Source organism: Tsukamurella sp. NPDC003166 (assembly GCF_040611135.1).
Taxonomy (GTDB): Bacteria; Actinomycetota; Actinomycetes; order Mycobacteriales; family Mycobacteriaceae; genus Tsukamurella.
This window is the reverse complement of the sequence record NZ_JBEXNL010000020.1, coordinates 1-14,527: the sequence shown is the minus strand read 5'-3', so window position 1 is coordinate 14,527 and position 14,527 is coordinate 1. Positions and strand designations below refer to the sequence as shown.

Sequence of the window (14,527 nt, the reverse complement as noted above, 5' to 3'; positions counted from 1 at the left end):
CGCATAGGGCGGGCCCGGCGGAAACCGGGCGGTCAGGCGCCCCCTAGGATGGTCTGGTGACTCCCGCTGACCTTTCGGAACTCCTGCATGCCACTGCGACGACCGTGCTCACCGAGCGCGGCCTCGACGCCTCGGTGCTGCCCGGACGCGTCATCGTCGAGCGGCCGCGCAATCCCGAGCACGGCGACTACGCGACCAACCTCGCGATGCAGGTCGCGAAGAAGGCGGGCGTGAACCCGCGCGACCTCGCCACCTGGCTCGCGGACGCGCTCGGTACCGCCGACGGCATCGACGAGGCCACGATCGCGGGCCCGGGCTTCCTCAACATCCGCCTCGCCGCGGACGCGCAGAACCAGCTGATCGCGAGCATCCTCGAGCAGTCCGGCGCGTTCGGGCACGGGAAGGCGCTCGACGATGCGCTGATCAACCTCGAGTTCGTCTCCGCCAACCCGACGGGGCCGGTCCACCTCGGGGGCGCGCGCTGGGCCGCCGTGGGCGACAGCCTGGGCCGCGTCCTGGAGGCGCAGGGCGCCGAGGTCACGCGCGAGTACTACTTCAACGACCACGGCGCGCAGATCGACCGGTTCGCGCGCTCGCTGGACGCCGCGGCCAACGGCGAGCCGACGCCCGAGGACGGCTATGCCGGCGACTACATCAACGACATCGCCGCCACCGTCATCAAGGGCCACGAGGGCATCCTCGACCTTCCCGAGGCCGAGCGGGTCGAGGCCTTCCGCGCCGACGGCGTCGAGCTCATGTTCGCGCACATCAAGCGGACTCTGCACGAGTTCGGTACCGACTTCGCCGTGTTCACGCACGAGGACGAGATGTTCACGTCGGGCCTGGTGGAGAGCAGCGTCGAGCAGCTCAAGGCGGGCGGCAACCTGTACGAGAAGGACGGCGCCTGGTGGCTCAAGGCCACCGACTACGGCGACGACAAGGACCGCGTCGTCATCAAGTCCGACGGCAACGCCGCCTACATCGCCGGCGACATCGCCTACATCAAGCACAAGTTCGACCGCGGATTCACCCTCGCGATCTACATGCTGGGCGCCGACCACCACGGCTACATCGGCCGGCTCAAGGCGGCCGCCGCCGCGCTCGGCTACGACCCGGCGCGGATCGAGGTGCTCATCGGGCAGCTCGTCAACCTCGTCAAGGACGGCAAGCCCGTCCGGATGAGCAAGCGGGCGGGCACCGTCATCACCCTCGACGACCTCGTCGAGGCCGTGGGCGTCGACGCCGCGCGCTACTCGCTGGTGCGCAGCTCGGTGGACACCTCCATCGACCTCGATCTGGACCTCCTCGCGCAGGCGAGCAACGAGAATCCGGTCTACTACGTGCAGTACGCCCACGCCCGTCTCTCGGCGATCGCGCGGTCGGCGCAGGAGCTCGGCATCGAGCCCTCGACGGAGCACCTCGGCCTCCTCGACCACCCGCGCGAGGGTGACCTCGTGCGCACCCTCGGCGAATTCCCCGCGGTCGCCGCGGGCGCCGCGAATCTTCGTGAGCCGCACCGCATCGCGCGGTACCTCGAGGAACTGGCGGGCGCGTACCACCGGTTCTACGGCGAGTGCCGCGTGCTGCCGATGGGAGACGAGCAACCGACCGATCTGCATCGGGCGCGCGTGGCGCTGTGCGCCGCCACCCGCCAGGTGCTCGCCAACGGCCTGGCGCTCGTGGGCGTCTCGGCCCCGGAGCGCATGTGATGACGGGCGAACTGGCGCAGGCCGTCTGGCCCGCGCACGCGCGTCGCGAGGCCGACGGTGCCGTCTCCGTCGCCGGCGTGCCCGTCACCGCGCTCGCCGCCGACTTCGGAACGCCGCTGCTCGTGATCGACGAGGACGACTTCCGCGCCCGCTGCCGCGGCATGCGGGAGGCCTTCGGCGACGACGCGGCGGTGCATTACGCCTCGAAGGCGTTCCTGTCCATGGAGATCGCCCGCTGGGTGCGCGACGAGGGCCTGAACCTGGACGTGTGCAGCGGCGGCGAGCTGGCCGTAGCCCTGCGTGCGGGCTTCCCTGCAGAGCGGATCGCGCTGCACGGCAACAACAAGTCGGCCGGAGAACTGGACTTCGCGGTGGAGTCCCGCATCGGCCACGTCGTCATCGACTCGCTGTCCGAGATCGGGCGCCTCGATGCGATCGCGGGGGAGCGGAAGGTCGTGCAGGAGGTGCTCATCCGCCTCACCCCCGGCGTCGAGGCGCACACGCACGAGTTCATCTCCACCGCGCACGAGGACCAGAAGTTCGGCTTCTCGCTGGCTGCCACGAACCGTGCGGACTCACCCGCGATGCAGGCCGTCACGGCGGTGTTCGAGGCGCCGAACCTGCGCCTCGTCGGCCTGCACAGCCACATCGGCTCACAGATCTTCGACGTCAACGGCTTCGAGATCGCTGCGCGCCGCGTGCTCGAGCTGCTGCGCGACGTGGTCGCCCGCTTCGGCGCGGAGAAGACCGCGCAGCTGCGCACCATCGACCTCGGTGGCGGCCTGGGCATCTCGTACACCGCGCACGACGACCCGCCGCCGCTGGCGGATCTGGCGGCCAAACTGCGGCACATCGTCGAGACCGAGTCGGCCGCGCTGGGATTGAGTACGCCGCACATCGCGGTCGAGCCCGGCCGAGCGATCGCGGGGCCTCCCGGCATCACGCTGTACGAGGTCGGCACCATCAAGGACGTCGCGGTGGATTCCGAGGACGTGGTGGCCCAGGGCTTCCGCCGGTACGTCTCCGTCGACGGCGGCATGTCCGACAACATCCGCACAGCCCTGTACGGCGCGGAGTACACCGCTGTGGTCGCGAACCGGGATCCGCAGGGTGAGCCCGTGCGGTCGCGGATCGTCGGCAAGCACTGCGAGACCGGCGACATCGTGGTCCGCGACGCGGTCACTCCCGGGGACCTTGCGGAGGGCGACCTCATGGCCGTCGCCGCCACGGGGGCGTACTGCTATTCGATGTCCAGTCGCTACAACATGCAGCCGCGACCGGCTGTCGTAGCGGTGAAAGACGGCGCGGCGCGGCTGATCCTGCGCCGGGAGACCGTGGACGACCTGGTGAGCCTGGAGGTGCTCTGATGACTGAAAACACTGATCAGGCCAAGGAACTGGGCGTCGCCCTGCTCGGCATGGGCACGGTGGGCGCCGAGGTGGCGCGCATCCTCGTGGAGAACGCGGACGACCTCGCGGCGCGCGTCGGTGCGAACCTCGTCATCCGGGGGATCGCTGTGCGCGACACCGGCAAGGACCGCGGCCTCAAGGAACTCGGCCTGAAGAAGAGCCTGCTCACCGACGATGCGGAGGCCCTCGTCGGCCGCGACGACGTGGACATCGTGGTCGAGGTGATGGGCGGCATCGAGCCCACCCGCACGCTGATGCTCAGCGCGTTCAAGGCCGGTAAGTCCGTGGTCACCGCCAACAAGGCGCTGCTCGCGGAATACACCGGTCAGCTCGCCGACGCCGCCAACAAGGCCCGCGCCGACCTGTACTTCGAGGCCGCGGTGGCCGGCGCGATCCCCGTGATCCGCCCGCTGCAGCAGTCCCTGGCCGGCGACTCGGTGGAGCTCGTGGCGGGCATCGTCAACGGCACCACCAACTTCATCCTCTCCAACATGGCGGAGAAGGGCGAGGCCTACGAGACCGTGCTCGCCGAGGCCGGTCGGCTGGGCTATGCCGAGGCCGACCCGACCGCCGACGTCGAGGGCTACGACGCGGCCAGCAAGGCTGCCATCCTCGCCTCCATCGCCTTCCACACCCGCGTGAAGGCCGATGACGTCTACCGCGAGGGCATCACGGGCGTCACCGCCGCCGACATCGAGGCGGCGAAGGCCTTCGACTGCACCATCAAGCTGCTCGCGATCTGCGAGAAGATCACCGATGCGCAGGGCGCCCACCGGGTCTCGGCCCGTGTGTACCCGGCGCTGGTACCCCTCAAGCATCCGCTCGCGAGCGTCGACGGGGCGTACAACGCCGTCTTCGTGGAGGCCGAGAACGCGGGTCGCCTGATGTTCTACGGCGCCGGCGCGGGCGGTGCGCCGACCGCGTCCGCGGTGATGGGCGACCTGGTCGCCGCGGCCCGCAACAAGGTCGTCTCCGGGCGCGGGCCGCGCGACTCGGCCTACGCCAAACTGCCCATCGCGCCGATCGGCGAGGTGCTCACCCGCTACTACGTGGCGATGGAGGTCGCGGACCGGCCGGGCGTGCTCAGCGCGGTCGCCAACGAATTCACGGCGCGGGACGTGTCCATCAGCACCGTCCGCCAGCAGGCCGACACCCCCGAGCGCGGAGCGCGCCTGGTGATCCTCACGCACCAGGCGCCGGACGCGGCCCTGTCGGCCACCGTCGAAGCCCTGAAGAACCTGGACGTGGTGACCGCCGTGTCCTCCGTGCTCCGTGTGGAGGGAACCAATGACTAGCAGCCCCGTGCACCAGCCCTGGCCCGGCCTGATCCAGGCGTACCGGCACCGTCTGCCCGTGTGCGACACGTGGGAGCCGGGCTGGGAGCCCGTCACCCTGCGCGAGGGCGCGACCCCGCTGCTGCCCGCGCGGGCGCTCTCGGAACTCACCGGCTGCGAGGTGTACCTCAAGGTGGAGGGCCTCAACCCCACCGGCTCGTTCAAGGACCGCGGCATGACGATGGCCGTGACCGAGGCCAAGGCCACCGGCAAGAAGGGCGTGCTGTGCGCGTCCACCGGCAACACCTCGGCGTCGGCCGCCGCGTACGCGGCGATCGCCGGACTCGAATGCGCCGTCCTCGTGCCCGCGGGGAAGATCGCCATGGGCAAGCTGGCCCAGGCCGTCATGTACGGCGCGCGGATCATCGAGGTCGACGGCAACTTCGACGACTGCCTCGAGCTGGCGCGCAAGACCACCGCCACGTTCGACACCATTTCGCTGGTGAACTCGGTGAACCCGGTACGGATCGAGGGGCAGAAGACCGCGGCCTTCGAGATCGTCGACGCCCTCGGCAAGGCCCCCGACGTGCACGCGCTGCCCGTGGGCAACGCCGGCAACATCACGGCGTACTGGCGCGGCTACAGCGAGTACTTCGCCGACGGCATCAGCAGCAGCCGTCCGCGCATGCTGGGCGTGCAGGCCGCGGGCGCTGCGCCGCTCGTCAACGGCGCCCCGGTCAAGGATCCCGAGACCATCGCCACCGCCATCCGTATCGGCAGCCCCGCGTCCTGGAACCAGGCCGTCGCCGCCAAGGACGAGTCGAACGGCGAGTTCCGCGCCGCTACCGACGAGAAGCTGCTCGAGGCGTACCGCCTGGTCGCCAAGACCGAGGGCGTCTTCGTCGAGCCCGCGTCCGCCGCGTCCGTGGCGGGCCTGCTCGCCGCCACCGCGGACGGCTGGATCGAGAAGGGCTCCACCGTGGTCTGCACCGTGACCGGCAACGGCCTCAAGGACCCCGACACCGCGCTGAGCAGCCTGCCCGAGATCGCCCGCGTGGGCATCGACCCCGTCGCCGTGGCCGCCGCCATGGGGCTGACGGAGTAAGCGCGGCCGTGTCACCCGCTTCGAACTCCCCGCTCGTGCTCCCGGTCGGCCTCAAGGCCACCGTGACGGTCCCCGCGTCCAGCGCCAACCTCGGCCCCGGGTTCGACACCCTCGGCCTGGCGCTGGCGCTCTACGACGACGTCACCGTCGAGACCGTCGACCCGTCGGACCCCGACTCCGGCGGGGACCTGACCGTCATCGTCACCGGGGAGGGCGCCGACGAGGTGCCCACCGACGACCGTCACCTCGTGGTGGTCGCGCTCCGCCGCACCCTGGCGTACCTCGGCGTCTCGGCCGCCGGGCTGCGCCTGACCTGCGTGAACCGGATCCCGCATTCGCGCGGACTGGGCTCGTCGGCGGCTGCCGCGGTCGCCGGGATCGCCGCCGCTGCCGCGCTGGCGGCCGACGCCGACGCGCCGCGCGCCCTCACCACCGACGAGATGGTGCAGCTCGCGTCCGAGTTCGAGGGGCATCCGGACAACGCGTCCGCCAGCGTCCTGGGCGGCGGCGTCGTGTCCTGGACGGTGCCGGCGATCCCGGTGCCCGACGTGGCCGGCTACCGGGACCATGCGGCCGCGAGTCACGCACCGTCGGCCCCGGTCCACTACGGTGCCAGGCGGATGGACGTGCACCCGGACATCCGGGCGTACGTGTTCGTGCCGGACGTGCAGTCCTCGACCTCGGTCACCCGCGGCCTTCTGCCGCGGCTGGTGCCGCACGCCGACGCCGCGTTCAACGCCTCGCGCGCCGCGCTGATGGTGCTCGCGCTCACCGAGCATCCCGACCTGCTGCTCGACGCCTCCGACGACCGCCTGCATCAGCGCTATCGTGCGGCGTCGATGAAGGAGTCGGCGGGCCTCGTCGAGCGGTTGCGCGCCGCCGGCGTCGCCGCGGCCGTCTCGGGTGCGGGCCCGACGGTGCTCGCCCTGACCCCGCAGGCCCTGCCCACGAGGCTGGCGGACGCTGCGACGGAGGCGGGCTTCAGCGTCCGTGAACTCGCGATCGCCGACGGGGTGTCCAGGTCCTGAGCCGGGACTCACCGGGAACCGGTGATTGCCGGGTGTTGACAGGGCGGCTATCATGACAAACGTGTCCGTCGAATGCGCGGACGCTGTTTCGGCACCTTGCCACCTCATGTCTGACAACCAGTCCCGGACGTGTTGGCGCGCCGGTACCCGTTCCAGGCCGAGAATCCCATCCCCGCCCCACACCGCGGGTCCGGCAGCCGAAGCGCAGACAAGCACCTTCAAATGACGTGCGTCGCCCCGCGGAAACACCTGTGCACCAACGCAGGAGGGCCCGGCGAAACACGGTAGGCCCCTCCGCCGCACCGCGCGGACGGGAAGTGAAAGGAACTCCGTGACTGAAACGGACGTGACCACCAGCCCGGAGGCGGGCACCGCCACGGCCGGCTCCGCGCGCGCCGATGAGCGGCGCCGCTCCGGCCTGAACGGCATGGTGCTGGCCGAGCTCCGCGGCATCGCGAGCGAGCTGGGGATCAAGGGCATCTCCGGCCTGCGCAAGGGCGATCTCATCGCGGCCATCACCGCTCAGCAGGGCGGCGGGGCCGCACCGGCCAAGGCCGCGCCGAAGTCCGCCAAGGCCGCGCCGAAGGCGGACGCCCCGAAGGCCGAGGCACCGAGCGCTGAGGCGCCGAAGAACGAGGCACGCAAGAACGAGGCGCCCAAGAACGAGGCGCCCAAGGCGGAGGCCCAGAAGGCGGAGGCACCCCAGGCGGACCGGGCACCGTCGGACGCCCCGAAGAAGGACGCGCCCCAGGGCGACGCCCCGAAGAACGACGGCGAGCAGGGCCAGCAGCGCGAGGGCGGCCAGCGCCGCGAGCGCAACCAGCGCCGCAACCAGAACCAGGACGGCGAGAACCGCCAGCAGGGCGACAACCGCCAGGACCGCCAGCAGGGCGACCGCCAGCAGCGGAACCAGGGCAACAGCCAGGGTGGCCAGGGCCAGGGCAACCGGAACCAGAACAACGGCCCGGAGGACGACGGCGACGGGACCGGGCGCCGCGGGCGCCGCTTCCGCGAGCGCCGCCGTGGCCGTGACCGGGGCCAGAACGACGGTGAGCCGCAGGTCAGCGAGGACGACGTCCTGCAGCCCGTGGCCGGCATCCTGGACGTGCTCGACAACTACGCCTTCGTGCGCACCTCCGGCTACATCGCCGGGCCGAACGACGTGTACGTGTCGATGAACATGATCCGCCGCAACGGCCTGCGCCGCGGCGACGCGATCACCGGCGCGGTGAAGATGCCCCGCGACGGCGAGTCCAACGACGGTGGCAACCAGGGCGGTAACCAGGGCGGCGGCGGTCGCGGCAACCAGGCGAACCGGCAGAAGTTCAACCCGCTGGTGCGCCTGGACTCGGTCAACGGCCAGGACGTCGATTCGGCGAAGAACCGGCCCGAGTTCAACAAGCTCACGCCGCTCTACCCGAACCAGCGGCTGCGCCTCGAGACCGCGCAGAACATCCTCACCACCCGCGTGATCGACCTGATCATGCCCATCGGCAAGGGCCAGCGCGCCCTGATCTCCGCCCCGCCGAAGGCCGGTAAGACCACGGTGCTGCAGGACATCGCGAACGCGATCGCCACCAACAACCCCGAGTGCTACCTCATGGTCGTGCTGGTGGACGAGCGCCCCGAAGAGGTCACCGACATGCAGCGCAGCGTGCGCGGCGAGGTCATCAGCTCCACCTTCGACCGGCCCCCGTCGGACCACACCTCGGTCGCCGAGCTGGCCATCGAGCGGGCCAAGCGGCTCGTCGAGGGCGGCAAGGACGTGGTCGTGCTGCTCGACTCGATCACCCGCCTCGGTCGCGCCTACAACAACTCGAGCCCCGCGTCGGGCCGCATCCTCTCGGGCGGTATCGATTCGACGGCGCTGTACCCGCCGAAGCGGTTCCTGGGCGCGGCGCGCAACATCGAGAACGGCGGCTCGCTGACGATCATCGCCACCGCGCTGGTCGAGACCGGTTCCACCGGTGACACCGTGATCTTCGAGGAGTTCAAGGGCACCGGCAACGCCGAGCTCAAGCTGGACCGCAAGATCTCGGAGCGGCGCGTCTTCCCGGCCGTCGACGTCGCGGCGTCGAACACCCGTAAGGACGAGCTCATCATGGCCCCCGACGAGGCCGCCGTGGTCAACAAGCTGCGCCGGCTGCTCGCCGCGCTGGACGGCCAGCAGGCCATCGACCTGCTGATCAGCCAGCTCAAGAAGACGAAGAACAACATCGAGTTCCTCATGACGGTGCAGAAGAACAGCGGCTTCGCCGACAACGACTGACCCGAGACGACGACGGCGCCCCACTCCACTGGAGTGGGGCGCCGTTCGCGTTCAGGGGAGCGGCGGCACCGTCGGGCATGCCGACGGTGCCGGGGCGTCCCTACTGCGGGAGGAACGGGGTGATCGCGGTGGCGATCTCGGTGCCGCGGCCGCAGTCCCGGTTGCCGACCTTCTGCAGCCCCACGTACAGCACGCCGTTGGTCAGGGACTTGTAGGCGGTCACGCAGTAGTCGGGGGTGCTCGTGTTGATGCTCGGCACGGTGAAGGTGCGCCACTTGGTGGTGCCGGGGATCGTGACCGGCGTGCCCGACTCCCACGCGTTCGAGTCGGTGAAGGTCGCGAACCGCACGTCCGCGTTGCTCGCCTTCGAGTCCGAGCCCTTGCAGGCGAACTTGACGCCGGTGGCGGAGCGCTGCCCCGGATCGTCGACGAGCGCGCTGATGCCCAGCGTCGAGATCGTGGCCGCGGGCAGCAGACACGGATCGATGTAGCCGTCGCGGAGCGTGGAGGTGTTGTTCACGGGCACGGGCGTCGTGGTCGATGCCGGGACGGCGCTGGTGGAACTGCTCGTCGGCGCTGCCACCGCGGAGTCGTCGGACCCGGAGAGGCGGAATGCCAGCACCGAGACCCCCACGACCGCCACGACCGCGACCGCCGCCACCGCGCCGATGATCACGCCGCGCTTGGGGCCGGACCCGGCCTGCTGCCCCTGCGCTGCCGGCCCGACGGGCGCGCCCTGCCAGGTGCCCTGGGGCCCCGGGATCGGGCCGGACGGCCGCTGGACGGGCTGCGCCGGTACGCCCTGGAAGAGCTGGGCCGTCTGCGGGGGCGTCGGGGGGCGGAGCGCGGGGCCCGGCGGGGGCGTCGGCACCCGGTGCGGGTTCGACGGTGCCTGCCCCTGCGCGTAGGTGCCGGATGCGGCGGCGCGCAGCGCGTGCGCGAACTCGCGGCACGTGGCGAACCGCTGCTGCGGCTGCTTCGCCATCGCGCGGGCGATGACGGCGTCGATCGCGGGTGGGAGGTCCGGGCGCAGCCGCGACGGCACGGGCGGCGGCGCCATGAGGTGGTCGCGGATCACGGCGGTGCCGCTGCTGACGCCGTAGGGCTTGGCGCCCGTGAGCAGCTGCACCGTCGTCCCGGCCAGGCTGTACTCGTCGCTGCGGCCGTCCACCGGATCGCCCGCGAGCTGTTCGGGGGAGGCGTAGTCGAGGGTGCCGACGACCATCCCCACCTGCGTCAGGTCGCTGTGCTCCTGCTGCTGCCGCGCGATACCGAAGTCGCCCAGCATGATCCGCGGCGTCGCGCCGGTCGTGTCGATCATGATGTTGCCCGGCTTGACGTCCCGGTGGAGCAGCCCGGCGTCGTGCGCGTAGTCCAGCGCCGCCGCGACCCCGTCGACGATCGTGAGGACCTGGTCGACGGGGAGTCCGCGCGGGTTGCGCGCGAGGAGCCCCGAGGCGTCCTGTCCGGGAACCAGCTTCATCGACATCCACAGCCGGCCCTCGTCGTTGCCACGGTCGTAGACGGGCACGATGTTCGGGTGGTCGAGGCCGGCGGCCATGTCGGCCTCGCGCTCGAAGCGCGCGCGGTACACCGGATCGTCGGAGAAGGCGGCGGGCAGCACCTTGAGGGCGTCCACGCGCGGCAGCCGCGGGTGCCGGGCCGCGTACACCGCGCCCATTCCGCCCGCGCCCAGTAGGCGCTCGACGACGTACCCGCCGATCACGGTCCCGGGGGGCTCGGTGCCCGCCGATCCACTACCTGACTCGCTCACGTCCTGTACTCCCGCTCCATGACTGTCCGGCCCGCTCGCACCGGCGTGGATTCCTGCTGGAAGCTAACACCGGCCGACTTGCGGCGCGCCAGTCAACCACCAAAGAGGCACCGCCGGACCGCGTCGGGCGGGCGCGGGCCGCGGACGGGCGTCCCGGATCCGTCCGGGAATTTCTCGACGGCCAGGGCGTTCTGGCATACTGGAACGTCGGTATGGGTTCCGGTTCACGGTCCTGGCACAGCCAGGGGCGACCCGGCGACCACTGAACTGAGAAGGAACGGCAAACATGAAGCAGGGTATTCACCCCGAGTACGTGGCCACCACCGTCGTCTGCGGTTGCGGCAACACGTTCGAGACGCACAGCACCAAGGCCGACGGCCGGATCAACGTCGAGGTCTGCTCGCAGTGCCACCCGTTCTACACGGGCAAGCAGAAGATCCTCGACACCGGCGGCCGCGTCGCCCGGTTCGAGAAGCGCTACGGCAAGCGCGCGGGCAAGGCCACCGAGGCTGCCGCCTCCGAGTAGTCGTCCCACCGACGCCCGTCCTGCCCCGCAGGCCGGGCGTCGGCGCGTTTCACGGCCCGTTCACCCCTCACGGAAAGTCCCCTCATGAGCGCCTCGTCCCCCTCCGCCATCGACGACATCCTCGCCGAGTACTCCGGTCTCGAGCAGCAGATGTCCGACCCGGCGCTGCACAACGACGCCGGGGCGGCGCGCCGGGTGGGCAAGCGGTTCGCGGAGCTCGCGCCGATCATGGCCACCCACCGCAAGCTGGAGGCGGCCCGCGAGGACCGTGCCGCCGCGCAGGAGCTGGCGGCCGACGACGCGTCCTTCGCCGACGAGGTGATCGCGCTGACCGAGCAGATCGACGTCCTCGAGCAGCAGCTCACCGACCTGCTGGCCCCGCGCGACCCGCACGACTCCGACGACGTGGTGCTCGAGGTCAAGTCCGGTGAGGGCGGCGAGGAATCGGCCCTGTTCGCCGGCGACCTGGCCCGCATGTACCTCCGCTACGCGGAGCGGCGCGGCTGGAAGGTCGAGACCCTCGGCGCCACCTACTCCGACCTCGGCGGCTTCAAGGACGCCACCTTCGCGATCAAGTCCCGCGGACCCGGCGCCGACGGCTCGATCGACGGCGTCTGGGCCCGGATGAAGTTCGAGGGCGGCGTGCACCGCGTGCAGCGCGTCCCGGCGACCGAGAGCCAGGGCCGCATCCACACCTCGGCCGCCGGGGTGCTCGTCTATCCCGAGCCCGACGAGGTCGAGGAGGTGCAGATCGACGAGGGCGACCTGCGCATCGACGTGTATCGGTCCTCCGGCAAGGGCGGCCAGGGTGTCAACACCACCGACTCGGCCGTGCGCATCACCCACCTGCCCACGAACATCGTCGTGACCTGCCAGAACGAGCGCTCGCAGCTGCAGAACAAGGCCCGCGCCATGCAGGTGCTCGCCGCACGCCTGCAGGCACTGAAGGAGGAGGAGGCCGAGGCCGCCGCGTCCGACTCCCGGGCCGCACAGATCCGCACCGTCGACCGGTCCGAGCGGATCCGGACCTACAACTTCCCGGAGAACCGGATCGCGGACCACCGCATCGGCTACAAGTCGCACAACCTCGACCAGGTCCTCGACGGCGAACTCGACGGGCTGCTCGACGCCCTGCAGGTGGCCGACCGGCAGGCCCGCCTCGAGGCCGAGTAAGTCCCGGCGTGAGCAGGCCAACCCGACTCGCCGCGGCCGCGACGGCCCGCCTCGCGGAGGCCGGCGTACCGTCCGCCCGGGTCGACGCGGAGATCCTGCTCGCCGAGGCCCTCGGCATCGACCGGGGCCGCATCCCGGTCGCCGACGACGCGACCGCAGCGCAGGAGGCCGCGTACGAGGCCCTCATCGCCCGCAGGGCGGCGCGGGAGCCGCTGCAGCACATCCTGGGCCGCGCGTACTTCGGCCCGCTCACGCTCGCCGTGGGGCCGGGAGTGTTCGTCCCGCGCCCCGAGACCGAGCTGCTGGCCGTCCGGGCCGCCCGGCAGGCGGGCAGCGGAGCCGGCATCGTCGACCTGTGCGCCGGCTCCGGCGCCCTGGGGCTGTACCTCGCGGCGACGGTGCCCGACGCCCGCGTCGTGCTCGTCGAACGCGACCCGGCCGCGCTGGCCTACCTCCGGCGCAACGCCGCGGGAACGGGGGCGACGGTGCTCGCCGCCGACGTCCGCGACCCGGGACTTCCGGCGCGCCTGACGGAGCTGCTCGGCACCGTGGATCTCGTCGTGAGCAATCCGCCCTACGTACCCGACGGCGCAACGCTCGACGTGGAGGCCGCGGCCGATCCCGCTCTCGCGCTGTTCTCCGGCGCCGACGGCCTCGACCTGATCCGCGAACTCGCGCCGCTGGCCGCCCGCCTGCTCGCCGGTGGGGGTGCGGTCGGGATCGAGCACGACGACACCAACGGCGCCGGGACCGCGGAGCTGCTGCGCCGGGCGGGCTTCTCCGGCGTCGAGGAGCACCGGGACCTCGCGGGGAGGCCGCGCTACGTCACTGGCAGGATGGACGCGTGAGTATCGCGTACGACTGCACCGATCCCGACTCCCGCGCCGCGGGCATCAGCGCGGCCCGCGCCGCACTGAAGGGGGGCCGCCTCGTCGTCATGCCGACGGACACCCTCTACGGCATCGGTTGCGACGCCTTCGACAGCCGCGCCGTGGCCGATGTGCTCGCCGCGAAGCACCGCGGGCCCGACATGCCCATCGGCGTGCTCGTCGGGTCCTGGAACACCATCGACGGGCTCGTCAGCCGCGTCAGCGACCAGGCGCGCGAGCTGACCCGCGCGTTCTGGCCCGGCGCCGTCTCGCTCGTCGTCGAGCAGGCGCCCAGCCTCGCCTGGGACCTCGGCGACACCCGCGGCACCGTCATGCTGCGGATGCCGCTGCACCCCGTCGCGATCGAACTCCTCCGCGAGGTCGGGCCGATGGCCGTGTCCAGCGCGAACGTCTCCGGCAGGCCGCCCGCGGCCACGATGAACGAGGCGCGGGATCAGCTGGGCGACTCGGTCGAGGTCTACCTCGACGGCGGCCCGTCCGAGCACGCCGTCGCCTCCAGCATCGTCGACCTGTCCGGCCCGCAGCCCCGCGTCCTGCGCGAGGGCGCGGTCACGAGGGCCCGGATCGCCGAGGTCCTCGGCGTCACCGTCGAATCCCTGGGCTGAGCTACTTTCCGGGCGCGACCCCGCCGACGTCGGTGATCTGCCAGTCCTTCGCACTGTCGAGCGTGATGGTGTAAACCGTGATGATCTCCCGGCCGGCCGTGGCCTGAGAGTTCGTGGAGGAGACCTTCACGTACGAGTTGACCTTGTAGACCGAGCCGGACTGCGAGTTCACCACCGAGTCCTGCACGGTGCCCCTGGACACCCACTGCAACGGCGTGAGGAGGTCGTTCATCGCGCCCGCGGTGGCCTCGAGCTTGGTCTTGAGCTCGGGTGAGACGCCCTTGACGAGTGCGGTGCGCCAGGGAGCCAGGTCGCGGTAGTCGAAGGTGGAGGCACCGGCCGCGTAGTCGGCGGCGACCTTCTCCGCGCGGGCCGTGTCGGAGGCGGTCTGCTTGAGGGCATCGCGCTGGGCGGTGGCGGCGTGCTGCTTCTGCTCGGCCTCGTCCGCGCGGCCGTTCGCACCCGACCAGAGGACGGCGAAGGTCACCGTCGACACGAGGAGCGCGACGGCCAGGACCGAGGCGACCACCAGCCCGACGACGAGCCCGGCGGAGCGGCGCGGTGGGGGAGTGGGGTTCCCGTACCCGGCGGGGACGACACCGGGCGACGGCTGCGGCTGGTTCACGATCAGATAGTCGCACATTCGCAGCGACGACAATGCCCCGGGAGCGGCTGGACCCGGAAACGACGAAGCGCCGAGGCCCGGGAGGGGCCTCGGCGCGTAGCCGGGAGTGCGCGGTCCGTCAGGTGGCGGGGGGCGCCGGC

Annotated in this window: 12 protein-coding genes; 10 read left to right on the top strand and 2 right to left on the bottom strand. The window is 71.6% G+C overall.

The window, feature by feature from the left end; genetic code table 11:
* Nucleotides 1-56: 56 nt before the first annotated feature.
* From argS to rho, 6 genes are all read left to right on the top strand, one after another.
* The gene (argS, locus tag ABZX10_RS18990; RefSeq protein WP_355543418.1) at nucleotides 57-1,709 is read left to right on the top strand and encodes an arginine--tRNA ligase; all 1,653 of its coding nucleotides are present in this window, start codon (nucleotides 57-59) and stop codon (nucleotides 1,707-1,709) included.
* A complete protein-coding gene (gene lysA, locus ABZX10_RS18985; protein ID WP_355543415.1) occupies nucleotides 1,637-3,076 on the top strand; it encodes a diaminopimelate decarboxylase in 1,440 nt (479 codons plus the stop codon). Before argS ends, lysA begins: the two co-directional genes overlap by 73 nt.
* Entirely contained in the window at nucleotides 3,076-4,413 is a 1,338-nt protein-coding gene (locus ABZX10_RS18980) for a homoserine dehydrogenase (RefSeq protein WP_355543412.1), read from the top strand. Before lysA ends, ABZX10_RS18980 begins: the two co-directional genes overlap by 1 nt.
* On the top strand, nucleotides 4,406-5,497 hold the full coding sequence (thrC, locus tag ABZX10_RS18975) for a threonine synthase (protein WP_355543409.1): 1,092 nt from the start codon (nucleotides 4,406-4,408) through the stop codon (nucleotides 5,495-5,497). Before ABZX10_RS18980 ends, thrC begins: the two co-directional genes overlap by 8 nt.
* Before the next feature lie 8 nt (nucleotides 5,498-5,505).
* Nucleotides 5,506-6,525, top strand: a complete 1,020-nt coding sequence (thrB, locus tag ABZX10_RS18970; protein ID WP_355543406.1) for a homoserine kinase — start codon at nucleotides 5,506-5,508, stop codon at nucleotides 6,523-6,525.
* Nucleotides 6,526-6,856: 331 nt separating this feature from the next.
* Nucleotides 6,857-8,794 carry a transcription termination factor Rho gene (gene rho / locus ABZX10_RS18965; RefSeq protein WP_355543403.1) on the top strand — a complete coding sequence of 646 codons (1,938 nt, stop codon included), beginning with the start codon at nucleotides 6,857-6,859 and terminating at the stop codon, nucleotides 8,792-8,794.
* Nucleotides 8,795-8,894: 100 nt separating this feature from the next.
* Here the strand turns inward: rho and ABZX10_RS18960 are convergent, their stop codons facing one another.
* Nucleotides 8,895-10,568, bottom strand: coding sequence for a protein kinase (locus ABZX10_RS18960; RefSeq protein WP_355543400.1), 1,674 nt, complete (start codon nucleotides 10,566-10,568; stop codon nucleotides 8,895-8,897).
* Between the two features lie 286 nt (nucleotides 10,569-10,854).
* Here ABZX10_RS18960 and rpmE point away from each other — a divergent pair, with 286 nt between their 5' ends.
* The 4 genes from rpmE to ABZX10_RS18940 all read left to right on the top strand — a co-directional run bounded on the left by rpmE (nucleotide 10,855) and on the right by ABZX10_RS18940 (nucleotide 13,762).
* Complete coding sequence (gene rpmE, locus ABZX10_RS18955) at nucleotides 10,855-11,094, top strand: 50S ribosomal protein L31 (RefSeq protein WP_068575195.1); 240 nt, start codon at nucleotides 10,855-10,857, stop codon at nucleotides 11,092-11,094.
* Nucleotides 11,095-11,178: 84 nt separating this feature from the next.
* Nucleotides 11,179-12,267, top strand: coding sequence for a peptide chain release factor 1 (prfA, locus tag ABZX10_RS18950; RefSeq protein WP_355543396.1), 1,089 nt, complete (start codon nucleotides 11,179-11,181; stop codon nucleotides 12,265-12,267).
* An 8-nt stretch (nucleotides 12,268-12,275) separates the two neighbouring features.
* On the top strand, nucleotides 12,276-13,115 hold the full coding sequence (gene prmC, locus ABZX10_RS18945) for a peptide chain release factor N(5)-glutamine methyltransferase (protein ID WP_355543392.1): 840 nt from the start codon (nucleotides 12,276-12,278) through the stop codon (nucleotides 13,113-13,115).
* A complete protein-coding gene (locus ABZX10_RS18940) occupies nucleotides 13,112-13,762 on the top strand; it encodes an L-threonylcarbamoyladenylate synthase (RefSeq protein ID WP_355543389.1) in 651 nt (216 codons plus the stop codon). Before prmC ends, ABZX10_RS18940 begins: the two co-directional genes overlap by 4 nt.
* A 1-nt stretch (nucleotide 13,763) precedes the next feature.
* On the opposite strand, the gene ABZX10_RS18935 is transcribed toward ABZX10_RS18940, so the two are convergent.
* Nucleotides 13,764-14,387: a hypothetical protein gene (locus ABZX10_RS18935; protein WP_355543386.1), complete on the bottom strand. Its 624-nt coding sequence runs from the start codon at nucleotides 14,385-14,387 to the stop codon at nucleotides 13,764-13,766.
* Nucleotides 14,388-14,527 lie beyond the last annotated feature (140 nt).

Coding starts and splice junctions, on each gene's coding strand:
- ABZX10_RS18980 (WP_355543412.1), top strand. CDS start 3,076: ATGACTGAAAACACTGATCAGGCCAAGGAACTGGGCGTCGCCCTGCTC.
- thrC (WP_355543409.1), top strand. CDS start 4,406: ATGACTAGCAGCCCCGTGCACCAGCCCTGGCCCGGCCTGATCCAGGCG.
- rpmE (WP_068575195.1), top strand. CDS start 10,855: ATGAAGCAGGGTATTCACCCCGAGTACGTGGCCACCACCGTCGTCTGC.
- prfA (WP_355543396.1), top strand. CDS start 11,179: ATGAGCGCCTCGTCCCCCTCCGCCATCGACGACATCCTCGCCGAGTAC.